The following is a 17,577-nucleotide window of genomic DNA, read 5'->3' on the forward strand; positions in this document are numbered from 1 at the left end:
GAAATCGGGTTGCAGCCATCGATGTATCGGAGGTGTTCGTCGAATAATTTTTAAGCTCAATATAGAAATCGGTTCTTGCGGGATGGAGGATGCTTGCGGAAAGGTTAAAACCAAGCCGCCCGGGAAGGCGGCTTGAGAAAAATGGAGAGTTAATTTAGTTGGAATTGGTCGTTTATCGTAAACTTCCGGAAATAAAATTAAGAAAAATTTTTCGAAAAATAAAATTGTTGCGAGAAAAAAATATCGATACACTCCCCGAAAAGAGGAGTGTATCGGCTTTAGGACGTATTCTGGTGTTTCAGAGTGTATGCAAGGAAGGAATCAACCTCCGATCTCGCTCAATTCCAGCCATCGCATGCTTTTGGTGTCGATCTGGTCCATGAGTGCCGTGATCCGCTCCGAAAGCGCCGTAAGCTCTTCGAACGGCAGGTCGCCGGACGAGAGTTTTTCTTCGATCGCGGCTTTCTCCTGTTCTAATTCCGGTATTTCGGCTTCGAGATGCTCCATCTCCCGTTTTTCCTGGAAGGTGAGCTTGCGTGCCGCTCCTGTTTTTGCCGGGGCCGTCCCGGACTTCCGGATCTCCCCGCCCCTGCTTCCGGATGCCGTGCTCTTGGCTTTTTCCTGGGCGACGGCAGCCTGTTTCGCCGCTTCGTAGTCGCGTTTCCAAGCGGTGTAGTCGGAGTAGGTGCCGGCGAATTCGCGGATCTCCCCGCCTCCGCAGAAGACGAGCAGATGGTCGGCGACCTTATCGACGAAGTAGCGGTCGTGCGAAACCACGATCACGCACCCCTTGAATGCTTGCAGGTACTCTTCCAGTACGCCGAGCGTCACGATGTCCAGGTCGTTCGTAGGCTCGTCGAGGATCAGGAAATTGGGACTCTGTATCAGGATCGTGCAGAGGTATAACCGCTTGCGCTCGCCGCCGCTGAGCCTTGCGACATAACTGTACTGCACCTCGGGCGGGAAGAGGAAATATTGCAGGAATTGCGATGCGCTCATCCGGCGTCCGTCGCCCAGGTGGATTTCGTGGGCGATGTCGGTTACGATGTCGATCACCCTCTTTCCCTCGTCGAAGTCCAGCCCTTGTTGGCTGTAATAGCCGAAGCGGACGCTTTCGCCCACTTCGATCGTGCCGCTGTCGGGCTGTATGATGCCGGTGAGCAGCTTCAGGAAGGTCGATTTGCCGCAGCCGTTGTCCCCGACGATACCCAGTTTGTCATACCGGGCGAAGTTGTAGTTGAAACGGTCGAGGATCACCAGATCCCCGAAACGCTTGCAGAGCTCTTTGGCTTCGAATATCTTGGTACCGATGCGCGTAGCCTGAACGTCGAGCTTCAGCGACGCCTGCGTGCGGGTGCTTTTCAGCCTGGCGTCCAGTTCGTGAAAGGAGTCGATGCGGGCTCGGGCTTTGGTCGCCCGCGCCTGGGGCTGGCGGCGCATCCACTCCAGCTCGCGGCGGTAGAGATTCAGGTCGCTCTCGCGCCGGGCTTCGGCGGCCTCGGCCCGCTCCTGCTTCTTCTCGACGTAGTAAGCGTAATTTCCTTTGTATAAGCAGACCGACCGTTGGTCCACCTCCAGGATGTCGCTGCACACCCGGTCGAGGAAATAGCGGTCGTGGGTGACCATCAGCAAGGCTGCCTTGTTTCGCGTGAGGTACTCTTCGAGCCATTCGGTCATGTCGGTATCCAGGTGGTTGGTCGGCTCGTCGAGGATCAGCAGGTCGGCTTCGCTGATTAGCACCGCTGCCAATGCCACACGTTTGAGCTGTCCGCCGGAAAGCTGGCCTATCTTTTTGTCGAAATCGTTGATCTTTAGTCGGGACAGAATCTCCTTGGCCCGCTGTTCGTAGTCCCAGGCAGCGAGGGCGTCCATACGGCTCATGGCCTCCTGCAACCCGTCCTGCGCAGGATCGGCGACGGCTTGTTCGTAGGCTGCGATGGCTCGCAAGGCCGGATTGTCGGAACGGAAACAGGCTTCCAGTACGGTTAGATCCGCAGCATATTCCGGGTTTTGTTCCAGATAAGCGATACGCAGGTCACGGCGGGGCGTGATCGTTCCGCTGTCGGCCGTATCTTTGCCTGCGAGAATATTCAGCAGGGTCGTTTTACCGGAACCGTTGCGCCCGATCAAAGCGATGCGCTGCCCCTCGCCGATCGTGAAAGAGATATTGTCGAAAAGCACCAGATCGCCGTACGACTTGGTCAGATTTTCGACTTGGAGGTAGTTGATCATTCTTTGTGCGTCGGTTTAGATGGACAGTTTCTCTTTGCTTTCATTCAGTAGGTTGCGGTATTCTGTCACGATGTCGTGCACGATTTCTGCCGCAGTTTGCTGCTCGCGGAAAAGCGAGGCCACCTGCCCTATTTCAAGCTCTCCGTTATCGAGGTCGCCTTCGAACATACCTTTTTTGGCGCGTCCTTTTCCGAGAAGCGTTTTCAGCTCTTCGGCCGTAGCTCCTCGGTTCTCGGCCTCTTCGACCTCGCGGAAGAAACCGCCCTTGACCAAGCGCGTGGGAGAAACTTTTTTGAGCATCAGCATCGTATCGCCCTCTTCCAGACTCAGGCAGCGGTTTTTGAAGTTTTCGTGTGCCGAGCTTTCTGCGGCGAATGCGAAGCGGGTTCCGATCTGCGCGCCTTCGGCCCCGAGGGTCATGGCTGCCAGCATCCCGGCGCCCGTAGCGATGCCTCCCGCAGCGATCAGCGGCAGCGAGGTGACACGTCGTACGGCCGGAATCAGGCATAAGGTGGTGGTCTCTTCGCGTCCGTTATGACCGCCGGCTTCGAAACCTTCGGCTACGATGGCATCGACTCCCGCCTCTTCGCATTTGCGGGCGAATTTCGAGGAGGAAACCACATGGACGACCGTGATGCCGTGCGATTTGAGAAAGCCTGTCCAGAGCTTCGGATTTCCGGCCGAAGTAAAGACGATCTTGACCCCTTCGTCCACTATCAGTTGCATGACTTCATCGAGTTGGGGGTACATCAGCGGTACGTTGATGCCGAACGGTTTGTCGGTCGCCTGCCGGCATTTGCGGATATGTTCCCGCAGTGTTTCGGGATGCATGGAGCCTGCTCCCAGCAGGCCCAGTCCGCCGGCGTTGCTTACGGCCGAGGCCAGCCGCCAGCCGCTGCACCACACCATGCCGCCCTGAACGATCGGGTATTCGATTCCGAAGAGAGTGTTGATTCGGTTCATAGTCGTCGTTTTATTAGATGTGACCAAAGATACGCAGATTTCGGCGTTTCTGCAACCCTGCTCCCGGTTCCAAAAAAGCGGACAGCCCGAAAGAGCCGTCCGCCGGATAATATGCTGCGGATGCGTCGCTTACATGCCGAAGGCGAACGCTCCGATCGAATCGTACACTACACTGGCGATACCCAACAACAGCACACCGGCAGTACAGAGCGCCAGGCTCAAACGGGTTCCCCGATCGCTGCGGAAGGTCGGGATGGGGTGTTCGCCGGGGGTGATGAACATGGCTTTGACCACCAGCAGGTAGTAGTAGAGCGAGATCACTGTGTTGAGCAGGGCGATGAAAACCAGCAGATGAAATCCCTCCTTGAAAGCGGCCGCGAAGATGAAGAACTTCGAGAAAAAGCCTGCGAAGGGCGGGATGCCGGCCAGCGAGAAGAGCGAGAGGGTCATCAGCACGGCCAGTTTGGGGTTGGTGCGGTAGAAACCGTTGTAGTCCTCGATGCAAACTTTCCCGTCCGTATGTTGTTCGACGGCCGAAACGATGCCGAAAATCGCCAGGTTGGCTGCCATATAGACCAGGATGTAGTAAACCAGCGAGGTCATGCCCAGGGCCGAGCCGCCGATCACGCCCAGCATGATGTAGCCCGCCTGCGAGATGGATGAGAAAGCCAGGAAGCGTTTGAGGTTCTGCTGGCGGATGGCGAAGAGGTTTGCCACCGTGATACTCAGGATGATGACTACGAACAAAATCGTTCGCCACTCCTGCACCATCGGTGCGAAAACCTTGATTAGAATGGTCATCAGCACGAAAGCGGCCGAGCCTTTCGATATGACCGAAAGATAGGAAGTGACGGTCGTGGGCGCTCCCTGGTAAGCGTCGGCCGTCCAGAGGTGGAACGGTACGAGCGAGAGCTTGAAGCCTAAACCGGAGAAGAAGAACACCAGCGCCATAATTTGAAGCGGTGAGCCGTCCAGACGAATGTCGTCGAAATAGAGCGTACCGGCCGTGCCGTAGATGAACGAGATGCCGTAGAGCATCAGACCGCTCGAAAACAGGGCGCAGAGGATGTATTTGGCGCCCGCTTCGGCCGAGTTGTGGCGGTATTTGTCGAAAGCGATCAGACAGGCCATCGGGATCGATGCCAGCTCCATTCCGAGGAAGAACATCAGGAAGTTGCCCGCACTGATCATGAAGTACATGCCCAGCAGCGTGGAGAGGGTCAGCAGATAGAATTCTCCCCGTTTATGGGCGGTGTCCTCGCGCCGTAGCCATTCGTTCGATTGCAGGAAGACGACAAACGTGCCGATAGCCAGCATGCTTTTGACGATGCTCTGCATCGGTTCGTACTGGTACATACCGCCGAACAGCTGCCCTGAGTCCGGTGTCGGAACGATATTGACGAGGATCTGTACCGTCAGGAGGACGCAGGCCAGAGGGTGGAAATATCTGCGGAGCCGCTCCGGGGCGAACAGGTCGAACAGGAAAAGCAATGCGATCGTGACGATGAGCGTCAATTCGGGTCGCATGAAGTGGAATATTTCGCTGTAATTCATAGTCGGATTAGTTCATTAGCTGTGAGATGATCGTGGAAACGCTGCCGCTTACCATATCGCTGATCCAGAGTGGCATCGTACCCATACCGGCGATGGCGGCGATCAGGCAGATGACCGTGAGCCGTTCGTCCCACGTGGCGTCGGTGAGTTTCAGATGCGCCTCGTTGCGGCAGGTGCCGTAGAGGATGCGGCCGATGACGCGCAGGATATAGACCGCCGTAATCACGATCGATGTGCAGGCGATGATCGTCACGACGCGGTGGAACGTGTCGTTATTCATGAAAGCGCCGTTGAAGATTGTCATTTCGGCGACGAAACCGCTCAGACCCGGCAGTCCGAGGTTCGCCAGACCTGCGATTACGTACCCTACCGCCAGGAAGGGCATCACCTTCATCAGGCCGCTCAACTCGCGGATGTCGCGCGTGTGCGTGCGGCCGTAGATCATACCGATCAGGGCGAAGAAGAGGGCCGTCATCAGGCCGTGACTCAGCATCTGCAGAATGGCACCCGTGCCGGCCGTGGTATTCATCATCAGGATAGCGAACAGGACCAGTCCGCAGTGCGATACCGAGGAGTAGGCGTTGATATATTTGAGATCGGTCTGCACGCAGGCTGAGAAAGCGCCGTACACGACCGAAATCGTCGTGAGGATGATGAAAATCCAGCTTAATTCGTGCGCCGCTTCGGGCATCAGGTACATCGCCACGCGGAAACAGCCGTAGCCGCCCAGCTTCATCAGCACGCCGGCGTGGAGCATCGACACGGCGGTCGGTGCCGATGCGTGACCGTCGGGGCTCCAGGTGTGGAACGGGAAGAGGGCGCCCAGCACGCCGAAGCCGACGAAGACCATCGGGAACCAGATGTACTGTTGCGAGAGGGGAATGTTGTGCAGCGCGGCGATCTCGTGCAGGTTCATCGTCTGCGCCCCGGCGCCGAAGTAGATGCCCAGGATGCCGCAGAGCAGCAGGGCCGACCCGCCCATGAGCATCAGCGTCAGCTTCATGGCCGAATACTCCTTGCGGCCGCTGCCCCAGACGCCGATGAGCAGGTACATCGGGATCAGTGCCACTTCGTAGAACATGAACATCGAGAAGAGATCGACGGTGATGAAGAATCCGAAGACACCGACCGAGAGCAGGCAGAACCAGAGGAAGTAGGCTTTGACGTCGCTCTTCATCTGCCACGAGGCGAACGTGCCCGTGAAGACGATGATGGCCGACAGTAGCAGCATGGCTACCGAGATACCGTCCACGCCCACTGCGTAATGGATGTTGAGTGGAGCGTACCAGACGACGCTGTCCGTAAGGAGCATCGCGTCCGTAGCGCCTGCTTCCCGCAGGCCGAGGTAATGGAACACAAGATAAATCGCCAGCGCGAGCAGTGCCGAGGAGCCGGCGACCATGACGGCATGGATCTGCCGCGTATTTTTCGAAATCCACAGCCCCAGCATCATCACCAGGGGGATCAGCGGAAACAGAGAAAGTATATTCATAGCGTTCGGATTATCGGAGGATGAGTAACAAAAGGGTCAGGCCGAGCGTCCCGGCAAAGAACCAGATGCAGTAGCGCTGTACGCTGCCGCTCTGCATGAAGCGGATCCCCAGTGCGGCGCTCTGGGTTGTCCGGGCCAGTAGGTTCATGAAGCCGTCCACCACGTGACGGTCGAACCAGGCGATCGGACGCGAAATGCAGCCGAAGATGATTCGGTGCGTGACGAACTGATACGCCTCGTCGATGTAGAAGCGGTGGTAGGCCGCCTTGTGCAGGCCGCTGAAGGTCGTGGCGAGCCGGTCGGCGACGGGCTGTTTGGCCCGCAGGTACATCCAGGTCGCCAGGGCGATCGCAGCGATGGCGACGGTGAGGCTGATGGCCACTACCCCGCCGTCGAGGTGGATCGTATAGGCTTCTCCGTCGCTCGATATGAAATCGCCGAAGGGAATGAATCCCGCGACGCAGGTGATCACGGCCAGGACGACGAGAGGAACGGTCATCGTGGCCGGAGCTTCGTGCGGCGTGTGATGTGCATGCAGTTCCTTGTTCTCCTTGCCCCAGAAGATACCGTAGTAGAGCCGGAACATATAGAAGGCCGTCAGTCCTGCGATACCCGTCATCACCCAGCCCATCAGAGGACTGAATGCGAAGCAGGCGGTCAGGATTTCGTCTTTGGAGAAGAAACCGCTCAACGGCCAGATACCGGCGATGGCCAGACAGGCGACGAGGAAGGTGATGTGCGTGACGGGCATGTATTTGCGCATGCCGCCCATCGCCGACATCTCGTTGGAGTGTACCGCGTGGATGATGCAACCGGCGCAGAGGAACAGCAGCGCCTTGAACATGGCGTGGGTGAAGAGGTGGAACATCGAAGCCATGTAACCCAGTCCGCCCGTGTGGGGATCGGATGAGGTGCAGACACCCAGCGCCACGAGCATAAAACCGATCTGCGAGATCGTACTGAACGCGAGCACGCGCTTGATGTCGCTCTGCACGCAGGCGACGACCGCCGCATAGAGCGCGGTGAAAGCGCCGATGTAGGCAACCCAGTGAAGCACGTCCGGAGCATAGCCGATGTAGAGCGGGAACATGCGGGCGACCAGATAGACGCCCGCGACGACCATCGTCGCCGCATGAATCAGGGCCGATACGGGGGTCGGACCCTCCATGGCGTCCGGCAACCAGATATGGAGCGGGAACATGGCGCTCTTGCCCGCTCCGCCGATGAACATAAGTCCGAGGGCCAGCGGGATCATTGTCCCGGCGGCGGCCAGCAGTTGTGCGTCGGGCGTGAAGGAGAATGTCCCGGCATAATAGCCGTAGAAGAGGATGCCGATGAGGAAGCCCAGATCGGCGAAGCGGGTGACGATGAAGGCTTTCTTCGATGCCGCGATCGCTTCGGGCTTGGTGTAGTAGAAGCCGATCAGCAGGTAGGAGCTCACGCCCACCAGCTCCCAAAACAGATACATCTGGAAGATGTTGGTGGCGACCACCAGTCCCAGCATACTCATCGTGAAGAGCGACAGGAAGGCGTAATAACGCTGGAAGCCCCGCTCCCCTTTCATGTAGCCGAACGAATAGATATGGACCATGAGCGACACGGTCGAGATGACGACGAGCATCATCACCGAGATCGGATCGAGCAGGATGCCCATATCGATATGCAGCGTCTGGCTGATCGGGAGCCAAACGGCGTTGTAGGGCATCAGCGTCGGGAAAATGCCCTCCGCGTTACGCCCGGCGCCGAAATAGAGAATGGCCGTGAGGTAGCTCAACACGGTGACCGCACCCAGCACGACCGTACCGATGGCGCCCGCCGCTCCCGGTTTGAGTTTGGTGCCGGCCAGTCCGAGTACCAGGAAACTCAACAGCGGCAATACGAGAATTAGAATGGTAAAATCCATAGTCGATGCGTTTTAATCCGTTACCATTTGAGTTTCTTCAAATCTTTGACCTGGATGTGGCGCAGGTTGCGGTAGATGTTGATGATGATGGCGATAGCCACGGCCGTTTCCGCAGCGCTGATGCCGATGGCGAACAGGGCGAAGAAGAAGCCCTCCAACTGACCCGGAAACAGGAAACGGTTGAATACCACGAAATTGATATCTACCGAATTGAGGATCAGTTCCACCGAGATCAGCATCGCCAGCAGGTTGCGGCGCGTGACGAACCCGTAGATTCCCACGAACATCATGATCGTCGAAACGATCAGGTAATACTCCATGTGTATCATAGCAGTAATTTGTTTTGTACACTTTCCATCGACCGCATCGCTTTGCCGCAGCCTTCATGCACGACGTTTCGCTGTTTCCTCGCCCCCTGCCCGGCTCCTCCGCCGGAGGAGCCGTTATACGGTAAAATGGACGAATGCGGCCGGTCTCTCTTTTTTACTCTTTCTGGTACCTTTTTATTATCGTTTGCGGGCGATCAGGATACCGCCGACGATGCAGGCCAGCAGCAATAAACTGATGACTTCGAACGGCAGCAGGTAGCCCTGTTTTTCGGGACTCATCAACGCGAATCCGATCTCCCGGACGGCCAGTTCACCGTGCTCGAAGTGTTCCGGCAGGAACTGGTGGCGCAGGGTGACGAACAGGCAGATCGCCAGTCCTGCGAGGGTTGCCAGGATGCCCACGACGAATTTGTAGCCGCGCAGTTTTTCGGCCTTGTCTCCCTCGGAAGAGGTCAGCAGGATCGAAAAGACGTATAGAACCGTGATACCGCCCGCATAGATAAGCAGCTGGACGGCACCCAGGAACGAATAGTTGAGCTGGAAATAGATGCCTGCCGTGCCGAAGAGGACGAACAGCAGGAACGTCGCCGCACGCAGGATGCGTTTGGTGGTTACGGCCAGTACGGCGCTCGCCAGCGTGAAGACGGCCAGCACGGTAAAGACGATCAGGTCGAGTGTTATCTCCATGACGTTATTTGTTCAGGGTTTTTACTAATTTGTCGCGGGTATAGACCGCGTGTTCGAAAGCCGTGTCGAAACGGATCGCGTCGTGCGGACAGGCGTTCACGCACAGGTGGCAGAACATACAGGCTCCCAGGTCGTATTCGTATTTGACCAGACGACGCCGGGGCTTGCCCGTCTCTTCGTCCGTGACGGTTTCGGTGGTGATCTTTATCGTACCGTTCGGACAGGCTGCCTGGCAGAGTCCGCAGGCGACGCACTTGTTTTTGCCCTCGGCGTCGTGGGGCATCGTGAGCGTTCCGCAGAAGCGTTCGTTCATTTTGAGCGTCGCCCGGTTTTCGGGATACTGCTCCGTGATTTTCGGGGTGACGAACTCTTTGCCCGTTACCTTGAGGCCCGTGAGCAGGGTGCGGATGCCGTGAAAGAGTCCTTGGATATAATTTGCCATACTTAAAAATGCAGTTTGAATACGACGATGACGACCATCAGCAGCAGATTGACCAGCCCGATCGGTACCAGGTATTTCCACTCCAGCGTCAGAATCTGGTCCACGCGCAGGCGCGGGAAGGTCCATTTGATCCACATCAGCAGCCAGATGACGAAGAGCGTCTTGCCGAAGAACCAGACGAAGCCCGGAATGTAGTCCATGACGGTATTGAAACCCTCCCAGCCGGAGATGTGCAACGGCATCCAGCCGCCGAGGAAGATCGTGGAGGCTACACCCGCGATGATGAACAGATTGACGAATTCGGCCACGTAGAACAGACCGAAATGCATACCCGAATACTCGGTGTGGTAACCGGCCGTCAGCTCCGATTCGGCTTCGGGAAGGTCGAACGGCCCCCGGTTCACCTCGGCGTTGCCGGCGATCAGATAAATCACGAAAGCGATCATGGCCGGGATGTGCCCCTTGAAGATGAACCAGCCGTCGGCCTGTCGGGCGACGATCTCGGAGAACTGCATCGTATCGGTCAGTACGATGATCGTGAGGATCGAGAGTCCGATCGAAAGCTCATATGAAATCATCTGCGCACCGCTTCGCATGGCGCCGATGAGCGAGTACTTGTTGTTGCTGCTCCACCCTGCCAGCAGGATGCCCACGATACCGATCGACGAGGCGGCCATCATGAAGAAGACGCCCACGTTGAAGTCCAAAATCTCCATACCCTTATTGAAAGGCAGGCAGGAGAACGCCAGTACCGAGGCGAGGATGACGATGTACGGTGCGAGGTTGTAGAGGAACTTGTCCGAGCGCCGGATCGTGATGATCTCCTTGGTGAGCATTTTGAATACGTCGGCGAAGACCTGGAGAGTACCCCAGGGCCCGACGCGCATGGGACCCAGACGGCATTGGAACGCAGCGCAGACCTTGCGTTCCATGAAGATCATCAGGATCGCCACCACTACGTACATCAACAGGATGCAGAGCCCGACGATCACGCATTCGATGAAAATCGCCAGTCCGAGCGGCATGAAAGAAGTGAGCAGTTCATGTACCCAACTTGTTACTATGCTGAAATCAAACATATTGATCTGTTTTATCTGATCTGTTAATTTAACGGTCTATATCCGGAACCACGTAGTCGAGCGTACCTCCGATGGCAATCAGGTCGGCGATCTTCGCACCCCGCGTAATGGTGTCCATACACGAAACGAGCGGCAGGCCCGTCGAACGGAATTTCAGGCGGTACGGCGATTTGTCGCCCCGGCTTTCGAGATAGACGCCGAATTCTCCGCGGCTGCCTTCTACGGCTGCATAGTAACTTCCTTCGGGAACACGTATTACGGGTTTCATCTTAAGTTGATATTCACCCTCGGGGATATTGTCGATAAGCTGCTCGATGATGCGCAGGCTTTCCAGGATCTCCTCCATGCGGACCATATAGCGGGCGAAGCAGTCGCCCTCGGTGAAGAGTACCTCACGGAAATCCACTTTGCCGTACATGGCATAGGGATGCCGCTTGCGCACGTCGCAGGCCCAGCCCGATGCACGGCCCGTGCCGCCCGTAGCACCGAACGAAACGGCGTCTTCGCGCGTCAGCACGCCCGTGCCTTTGAGTCGTTGCTGGGCGATGACGTTGCCGGTGAAGATTTCGTGATACTCCTTCAGGACGGGACGCAGGTATTTGATCAGTTCTTTGACCTTTTTTACGAACTCCGGATGGATGTCCGCCTGTACGCCGCCGATGGTGTTGTAGGCCTGGATCAGGCGTCCGCCAGTGGTTTGTTCGAGGATGTCGAGCACCTTCTCGCGGTCGCGGAAACCGTAGAAGAAGGCCGTCAGCGCACCCATATCCATACAGAGACAGGAGAAGAAGAGCAGGTGCGAATCGATACGCTGCAATTCGTCCATGATGGTGCGGATGTACTGTACGCGTTCCGACACCTCCACGCCGAGTCCCTTCTCGATGCACATGCAGAGCGCATGGCGGTTCTGCGAAGCGCCGAGGTAATCCAGACGGTCGGTAAGAGCGAGCGTTTGGGGATAGGTCAGGCTTTCGCACAGCTTTTCGATGCCCCGGTGGATGTAGCCGCAGTGTACGTCGAGCTTTTTGATGATTTCGCCTTCGAGCGATACGCGGAAGCGGAGCACGCCGTGCGTGGCCGGGTGCTGAGGACCGATGTTGATGACGTACTCGTCCTCCTCGAAGAGCACGTTGCGGCGGCGGATGATGCTGCCGTCGGGCTGGAGCTCGTAGCTCGGCGAACTGTCGTGCGCCACTTCGTTGGTCATACGGAGCGGATTGGTTTCCCCGCTCTGGTCGTAGTCCTTGCGGAGCGGATACCCCACCCAGTCGTCGCGCAGGTAGAGGCGCCGCATGTCGGGATGGTTGATGAAGCCGATACCGAAGAAGTCGAACACTTCGCGCTCGTTCAACTCGGCCCCCTTCCAGATGTCGCTGACCGTCGGCAAACCGCATTGCTCGCGGCTCGGGGTGAGGACTTTCAGTACGACGTTTTCTCCCGTCGCGGTCGATTCGAGGTGATAGACGGCACCCAGCCCCTCTTCGCCCCAGTCCATACCCGTCAGGCTGCGCAGAAAATCGAAGCGCAGCGCCGGATCGTCGTGCAGATACCGGGCCAGATCGTGGAACTGTTCGACCGGGATGGTGAACATCCCGTCGCCGGCCTCCGTATAGACGGCCCCGGGTACTTTTGCCGTAATTATCTCTTGCAGGTTCATACGTTTTTCTTCTCTTCGGGTTCCACATTCAGTTCGGGACGCTCCGCTGTGAGGTCCTCGCGGAGTCGTTTTTCGTACTCTTTCTTGTCGATCTGCCGATTGACGTCGCCGAAGAATTTTTGTAGCTTGACTTTACGCTGCAGCTGCATCATACCGTAAAGCATCGCTTCGGGACGGGGCGGACAGCCGGGGATATAGACATCGACGGGCAGGATCTTGTCCACGCCGTTCACTACGTGATAGGATTTCTTGAACGGGCCGCCGCTTACGGCGCAGCTTCCCGTAGCGATCACATACTTGGGGTCGGCCATCTGGTCGTACAGACGGCGCAGCACCGGTGCCATCTTGTGCGTGATCGTGCCGGCGACCATGATGAAGTCGGCCTGGCGCGGGCTGGCACGGGCTACTTCAAACCCGAAGCGGGCAAAATCGTAGCGTGCGGCACCGACCGCCATAAATTCGATACCGCAACAGCTCGTGGCGAACGTAAGCGGCCAGAGGCTGTTGCTGCGGCCCCAGTTGATAACTTCGTCCAGGCAGCCCATGACGACGTTCGTGCCGTTGGCACGCAACTCCTCGATCATCTTCTCGAGGTATTCGTTGTCGGTGAAATCTTCGTATTTCATCGACTTGATTTTCGGTTTTCTTACTTCCATTCCAAGGCTCCTTTCCGCCAGGCGTAGGCCAGGCCAAACGTAAGTATCAACAGGAAGAACAGGGCGCTGACAAGGCCGAAGACGCCGATCTCCTGCACCACGACGGCCCACGCGAAGAGGAATACCGTTTCGACGTCGAACATCAGGAACAGGATCGCAAAGAGGTAGTACCCTACTTTGAACTGCATCCACGACTTGCCGCGCGTGGGAATGCCGCACTCGTACGCCTCGCCTTTCTGCGGGTTGTACGAACGGGGCGAGATCGCGCGGGCCACTCCCAGAGCGATCGCCACCAGTCCGATGGCGGTCAGGATTACGACCATTAGTAGTACGAAATACATATACTGTAAAGAGTTGTTTTTTTCGGGCAAATTCGGTTAAACAAGAGTGGTGCGCCTCTTCGGTCGGAAGATGCGCATGGGGGCAATCGAAGCGGTCAAATCCGGATTTTGCCCAGCGAAAAGACGTAGTAATCCACCGCGTCGGGATGGGGATTCGCCGGACGATTGCTGCAAGGGAGCGGACTTTTTTCCGAAGGCCGGAGAGAAGGAGTCGCTGATGCGAGTTGTCTGCAGTTTATATGCAGCATCGGTGCGATGACCTCGCTTACGGTTTCGGACGCGATGAACGAATGGTGGAAATAGTGCAGGCCGCTCTTTTCCTGAGGCGGAACGTGCTGCGTCAGGCTGCCGACGGAATCGCCGCCGGAGGCGTATTGCACCGGAAGTTGCTGGCGGCAGAGCGTTCCTGTCGTCAGTACCAGCAAGGCGAATAAAAAGTATCCGATTTTCCCGGTCATTCCGATTCTTTTTTCCGGCCACAAAGATAACCTTTTTCCTGTTAGATGTTCTCTTTTGTCCGGCGGAAAAGTCTCGGATTGGATAATTTTGATCTCGAATTGACGAATTTTCCGTTCCTGTAACGCGTTACGGTGAACGGTCGAAAACGGGTGATATTCGGAAAAGCGGTTTCCTGAAGCTGCGGCTATGCAGCTTGGTCACTTTTCGAGGTTTTGTACGATGATGTACGGATATCGGATGCAAAGCCTGTTTTTGAAATTTCGGGATTACGGATAAAAATAGCGCTGCAAAGTCGGGTTGCAGCGCTATTTTTCGATTGAATGCAGGCGGCTACGACGCCGGATGTTCCGCCGACCGGTATTCGTTGGGGGTAAGGCCTGTGATTTTCTTGAACAGACGGGTAAAGTGCTGCGGATATTGGAAGCCGAGTTCGTAGGCGACCTGTCCGATCGTCTTGTCGGGTGCCAGAATCCGTTCCTTGGCCGTGGCGATCAACTTGAGTTGGATGTACTCCTGGGCCGATTTGCCGGTTTCCTTCTTGATCAGATCGCCGAAATAGTTCGGGGAAAGGCACAATTCTCCGGCGCACCATTTTACCGAAGGCAGCCCTTCGCGCTGGGCGCGATCCCCCGCAAAATAGTCGTCGAGCAGCCGTTCGAACCGGGCCAGAATGTCATGATTGACGTTCGAACGGGTGATGAACTGCCGCTCGTAGAAGCGCAGACAGTAGTCGAGCAGCATTTCGATGTTGATGGCGATGAGCCGTTTGCTGTGGCGGTCGATAGCGTGTTCCAGCTCCTGCCGGATCTTGAGGAAGCAGCCGACGACCATTTCGCGCTCTCGCTCCGAGAGGTGCAGCGCCTCGTTCACTTCATACGAGAAGAATGAATATTCACGGATGTTGCGTCCGAGCGAGGTGCCGCGAACCAGGTCGGGATGGAAGACCAACGCCCACCCTTTCGGCTGATAGACTTCGCCATTGTCTTCGATGCCGATAACCTGCCCCGGCGCCAGACAGACCAATGTTCCTTCCTGATAGTCGTAATGCTGACGCCCGTAGAGCAGGTCGCCGCACTTCACTTCTTTCAGAAAGATGGCGTAGAAGCCGAAAATATGACGGACGTGCTTCATCGGATGCGCTTTCGAGAGATCGATCACGCTGACCAGCGGATGCAGGGTTTCGACACCCAGCAGGTCGTTGTATTCGAAGACGTTTTCGATATAGTGGATTCCCTTTTCCATAGTCGGTTCGTTTTTTTGCATGGAAGCGATGCTGTTTCAGGTTGCCGAGCGGAGTCTGCGGTTCTGTCGCTTGTTCGAAACGAAGAACGTGAACGGCAAAATCCGATTCTTCCGTGTTCGTCCGGGACGCATCCTTACTATTGCAAGGATAGTGAAAGGCAGGCGGCAAGCCAAATTTAACGTTCTGTTTTCCTCCTCCTTGCATAGCAGAGTTCACCAGTGTCCTCTGCGTATGCTTCGAGCGTCGGTCGTTCGAGCTTGTCCGAGCCGCATCTTCTCTTCTGCAAAGATAGTGAAAGCCGAGAAGAAAACGGGAGCTTGTTCACAGTTTTCCGAGGCGTGTCCTATCTTCTGCAAAGATAAGCGCTTTATTCGCTTCCCGGACGCTTCGTCCGGCAAAAACCGTAATTTTGGTAAGAAGCTCCGTAATCTGTGTCAGGGAACGATCGACCAGCCCCGAATTACGGGTGCGGAATCTGTAATTCGGGTAATTTCTCCGGTAATTTGTTTCCTCTTTTTTCGTGCGGAATATCCTATTTTTGCAAAAACGAGGAGAGGAAAATTCGAGTCCCGTCGTTCGAAAAATCGGGATGTTCGAAAAAATCCGCTTCGGGACGAAAATAAACAGTTAAATTTAATAGGTATGAAGACGAATTTGAATTACGACATGTTCGTTCCGACGCGAACGTTGTTCGGTGCTGGAACTCTGAACGAATTGCACGCCCAGCCGATGCCGGGCCGCAAGGCGTTGTTGGTTATTTCCAACGGACGTTCTACCCGGGCCAACAGTTATTTGTCACGCACGGAAGAGCAGCTTCGTATGGCCGGAGTGGAAACGGTATTGTTCGATCGCGTAGAGGCCAATCCGTTAAAATCGACCGTTATGGCGGGAGGTGCCATGGCTCGTGAAAACGGATGCGATATGATCGTCGCTCTGGGCGGCGGCAGCGTGATGGACGCTGCGAAGGCTATTGCGGTCGTTGCGTCCAACGGCGGAGATTATTGGGATTATATTCCTTGTGGAACGGGTAAGGGCAAGGCAGTTGCCGAGACGCCGCTGCCGATCGTGGCGATCACCACCACGGCCGGTACAGGTTCCGAAACCGATGCGGGGTGCGTGATTACCAATGCCGAAACCCACGAAAAGACGGGCTTCGTACATCCGGGGCTGTTTCCAGTGCTCGCCGTCGTCGATCCGGAGCTGATGCTTACCGTTCCGCCGAAATTCACGGCTTTCCAGGGGTTCGATGCGCTGTTTCATTCGACCGAGGCCTATATCTCCAATGCCGCCAATCTGATGAGCGACATGTACGTGCTCAACGCTATTGAGAATGTGGCCCGCTACCTGCCTCGTGCCGTGGCCGACGGCAGCGACCTCGAGGCCCGCACCCGTGTAGCGTGGGGCAATACCCTTTCGGGTTCGGTGATGTGCGTGGGGCGCTGCACGAGCGAACATTCGCTCGAACATGCGATGTCGGCCTACCACCAGGAGCTGCCGCACGGCGCCGGCCTGATTATGATTTCGAAAGCCTACTACGCCCATTTCATCGAACGGCACGTTTGCGACGAGCGTTTCGTGGCGATGGCCCGTGCGCTGGGCGTGGAAGATGCCCGGGAGCCGATGGATTTCATTCGGGCGCTCGAGGCTCTGCAGCGGGCGTGCGGTGTGGCGGATTTGCGGATGTCCGATTACGGTATTTCGCCCGACGAATTTCCGGCGATGGTCCGCAATGCCAGGGAAACGATGGGCTTCCTGTTTCCGTTCGACCGGGAGCCGCTTTCGGACGAGGAGTGCGAAGCCATTTACAGGGCGTCGTATCGGTAAGGGGTTGGTTCCGGATCGGGCCTCGGTCGGAAAATGCAGCCCGGGGTTCGTTGAGAGGGATGATTCACACGATCGAGATATTCACGAATAAAATTTAACGATTATGAGCAAAAAAGTATTGATCCTTTCGTCCAGTCCCCGCCGAGGCGGGAATTCGGACACGTTGTGCGACGAATTTCTGCGCGGAGCGCAGGAGGCCGGACACGAAGTCGAAAAGATTTTTCTGAAAGATAAAACCATTCACTATTGCACGGGCTGCGGCGTATGCAACGAAGGCAAGCCCTGTCCGCAGAAAGACGATGCGCCGGAGATCGTACGGAAAATGGTCGCGGCCGACGTGATCGTGCTGGCTACGCCGGTCTATTTCTACACCATGTCGGCCCAGATGAAGACGCTGATCGACCGCTGCTGCGCCGGATATCTGGAAATCCGCGACAAGGAGTTCTATTTTATCGTCGCGGCCGCCGAAACCAGCGTTGCGGCTATGGAACGTACGATCGACGGTTTTCGGGGATTCCTCGACTGTCTGGACAATCCGCAGGAGAAGGGTGTCGTCTATGGTGTCGGGGCCTGGCACAAGGGGGATATCCAAGGAAAACCGGCTATGAAACAAGCCTATGAAATGGGGCGTAACATTTAATCGTCCGGTCCGATGAAAGTACGGTTATCTATATTGGCGGCCTTCGTGACGATATTGTCGTTCGGTTGTTGCCAAG

16 protein-coding genes are annotated in these 17,577 nt (G+C 56.5%); 2 read left to right on the forward strand and 14 right to left on the reverse strand.

What is annotated here, in order from left to right; translation table 11 throughout:
* Positions 1–321: 321 nt before the first annotated feature.
* The 14 genes from ALIPUT_RS07575 to ALIPUT_RS07640 all read right to left on the reverse strand — a co-directional run bounded on the left by ALIPUT_RS07575 (position 322) and on the right by ALIPUT_RS07640 (position 15,036).
* Positions 322–2,232, reverse strand: coding sequence for an ABC-F family ATP-binding cassette domain-containing protein (locus ALIPUT_RS07575; RefSeq protein ID WP_004329264.1), 1,911 nt, complete (start codon positions 2,230–2,232; stop codon positions 322–324).
* A 15-nt stretch (positions 2,233–2,247) separates the two neighbouring features.
* Positions 2,248–3,195, reverse strand: coding sequence for an NAD(P)H-dependent flavin oxidoreductase (locus ALIPUT_RS07580; RefSeq protein WP_004329265.1), 948 nt, complete (start codon positions 3,193–3,195; stop codon positions 2,248–2,250).
* Between the two features lie 129 nt (positions 3,196–3,324).
* Positions 3,325–4,749 (reverse strand): NADH-quinone oxidoreductase subunit N, encoded by a 1,425-nt coding sequence (locus ALIPUT_RS07585; RefSeq protein WP_004329266.1) that lies wholly within the window; start codon positions 4,747–4,749, stop codon positions 3,325–3,327.
* Positions 4,750–4,756: 7 nt separating this feature from the next.
* Positions 4,757–6,241: a complex I subunit 4 family protein gene (locus ALIPUT_RS07590; RefSeq protein WP_004329267.1), complete on the reverse strand. Its 1,485-nt coding sequence runs from the start codon at positions 6,239–6,241 to the stop codon at positions 4,757–4,759.
* A gap of 10 nt (positions 6,242–6,251) precedes the next feature.
* Positions 6,252–8,144 carry an NADH-quinone oxidoreductase subunit L gene (gene nuoL / locus ALIPUT_RS07595; protein ID WP_004329268.1) on the reverse strand — a complete coding sequence of 631 codons (1,893 nt, stop codon included), beginning with the start codon at positions 8,142–8,144 and terminating at the stop codon, positions 6,252–6,254.
* A 20-nt stretch (positions 8,145–8,164) separates the two neighbouring features.
* A complete protein-coding gene (gene nuoK, locus ALIPUT_RS07600) occupies positions 8,165–8,473 on the reverse strand; it encodes an NADH-quinone oxidoreductase subunit NuoK (RefSeq protein WP_004329269.1) in 309 nt (102 codons plus the stop codon).
* Positions 8,474–8,650: 177 nt separating this feature from the next.
* A complete protein-coding gene (locus ALIPUT_RS07605; RefSeq protein ID WP_004329270.1) occupies positions 8,651–9,160 on the reverse strand; it encodes an NADH-quinone oxidoreductase subunit J family protein in 510 nt (169 codons plus the stop codon).
* Between the two features lie 4 nt (positions 9,161–9,164).
* The gene (locus ALIPUT_RS07610; RefSeq protein ID WP_004329271.1) at positions 9,165–9,602 is read right to left on the reverse strand and encodes a 4Fe-4S binding protein; all 438 of its coding nucleotides are present in this window, start codon (positions 9,600–9,602) and stop codon (positions 9,165–9,167) included.
* Between the two features lie 2 nt (positions 9,603–9,604).
* Positions 9,605–10,681 (reverse strand): NADH-quinone oxidoreductase subunit NuoH, encoded by a 1,077-nt coding sequence (gene nuoH / locus ALIPUT_RS07615; protein WP_004329272.1) that lies wholly within the window; start codon positions 10,679–10,681, stop codon positions 9,605–9,607.
* 28 nt (positions 10,682–10,709) lie between these two features.
* Entirely contained in the window at positions 10,710–12,338 is a 1,629-nt protein-coding gene (locus tag ALIPUT_RS07620; RefSeq protein WP_004329273.1) for an NADH-quinone oxidoreductase subunit D, read from the reverse strand.
* Complete coding sequence (locus ALIPUT_RS07625; RefSeq protein ID WP_004329274.1) at positions 12,335–12,994, reverse strand: NADH-quinone oxidoreductase subunit B; 660 nt, start codon at positions 12,992–12,994, stop codon at positions 12,335–12,337. Before ALIPUT_RS07625 ends, ALIPUT_RS07620 begins: the two co-directional genes overlap by 4 nt.
* Positions 12,985–13,335: an NADH-quinone oxidoreductase subunit A gene (locus ALIPUT_RS07630; protein WP_004329275.1), complete on the reverse strand. Its 351-nt coding sequence runs from the start codon at positions 13,333–13,335 to the stop codon at positions 12,985–12,987. Before ALIPUT_RS07630 ends, ALIPUT_RS07625 begins: the two co-directional genes overlap by 10 nt.
* A gap of 95 nt (positions 13,336–13,430) precedes the next feature.
* Complete coding sequence (locus ALIPUT_RS07635; RefSeq protein WP_004329276.1) at positions 13,431–13,793, reverse strand: hypothetical protein; 363 nt, start codon at positions 13,791–13,793, stop codon at positions 13,431–13,433.
* A 331-nt stretch (positions 13,794–14,124) separates the two neighbouring features.
* A complete protein-coding gene (locus ALIPUT_RS07640) occupies positions 14,125–15,036 on the reverse strand; it encodes a helix-turn-helix domain-containing protein (protein WP_040293581.1) in 912 nt (303 codons plus the stop codon).
* Positions 15,037–15,679: 643 nt separating this feature from the next.
* On the opposite strand from ALIPUT_RS07640, the gene ALIPUT_RS07645 reads away from it, so the two are divergent.
* Positions 15,680–16,861, forward strand: a complete 1,182-nt coding sequence (locus ALIPUT_RS07645) for an iron-containing alcohol dehydrogenase (protein WP_187117651.1) — start codon at positions 15,680–15,682, stop codon at positions 16,859–16,861.
* Between the two features lie 103 nt (positions 16,862–16,964).
* Complete coding sequence (locus tag ALIPUT_RS07650; protein WP_004329279.1) at positions 16,965–17,501, forward strand: flavodoxin family protein; 537 nt, start codon at positions 16,965–16,967, stop codon at positions 17,499–17,501.
* Positions 17,502–17,577 lie beyond the last annotated feature (76 nt).

The organism is Alistipes putredinis DSM 17216 (assembly GCF_000154465.1).
Classification (GTDB): domain Bacteria; phylum Bacteroidota; class Bacteroidia; order Bacteroidales; family Rikenellaceae; genus Alistipes; species Alistipes putredinis.

Coding starts and splice junctions, on each gene's coding strand:
- ALIPUT_RS07575 (WP_004329264.1), bottom strand. CDS start 2,232: ATGATCAACTACCTCCAAGTCGAAAATCTGACCAAGTCGTACGGCGAT.
- ALIPUT_RS07580 (WP_004329265.1), bottom strand. CDS start 3,195: ATGAACCGAATCAACACTCTCTTCGGAATCGAATACCCGATCGTTCAG.
- ALIPUT_RS07585 (WP_004329266.1), bottom strand. CDS start 4,749: ATGAATTACAGCGAAATATTCCACTTCATGCGACCCGAATTGACGCTC.
- ALIPUT_RS07590 (WP_004329267.1), bottom strand. CDS start 6,241: ATGAATATACTTTCTCTGTTTCCGCTGATCCCCCTGGTGATGATGCTG.
- nuoL (WP_004329268.1), bottom strand. CDS start 8,144: ATGGATTTTACCATTCTAATTCTCGTATTGCCGCTGTTGAGTTTCCTG.
- nuoK (WP_004329269.1), bottom strand. CDS start 8,473: ATGATACACATGGAGTATTACCTGATCGTTTCGACGATCATGATGTTC.
- ALIPUT_RS07605 (WP_004329270.1), bottom strand. CDS start 9,160: ATGGAGATAACACTCGACCTGATCGTCTTTACCGTGCTGGCCGTCTTC.
- ALIPUT_RS07610 (WP_004329271.1), bottom strand. CDS start 9,602: ATGGCAAATTATATCCAAGGACTCTTTCACGGCATCCGCACCCTGCTC.
- nuoH (WP_004329272.1), bottom strand. CDS start 10,681: ATGTTTGATTTCAGCATAGTAACAAGTTGGGTACATGAACTGCTCACT.
- ALIPUT_RS07620 (WP_004329273.1), bottom strand. CDS start 12,338: ATGAACCTGCAAGAGATAATTACGGCAAAAGTACCCGGGGCCGTCTAT.
- ALIPUT_RS07625 (WP_004329274.1), bottom strand. CDS start 12,994: ATGGAAGTAAGAAAACCGAAAATCAAGTCGATGAAATACGAAGATTTC.
- ALIPUT_RS07630 (WP_004329275.1), bottom strand. CDS start 13,335: ATGTATTTCGTACTACTAATGGTCGTAATCCTGACCGCCATCGGACTG.
- ALIPUT_RS07635 (WP_004329276.1), bottom strand. CDS start 13,793: ATGACCGGGAAAATCGGATACTTTTTATTCGCCTTGCTGGTACTGACG.
- ALIPUT_RS07640 (WP_040293581.1), bottom strand. CDS start 15,036: ATGGAAAAGGGAATCCACTATATCGAAAACGTCTTCGAATACAACGAC.
- ALIPUT_RS07645 (WP_187117651.1), top strand. CDS start 15,680: ATGAAGACGAATTTGAATTACGACATGTTCGTTCCGACGCGAACGTTG.
- ALIPUT_RS07650 (WP_004329279.1), top strand. CDS start 16,965: ATGAGCAAAAAAGTATTGATCCTTTCGTCCAGTCCCCGCCGAGGCGGG.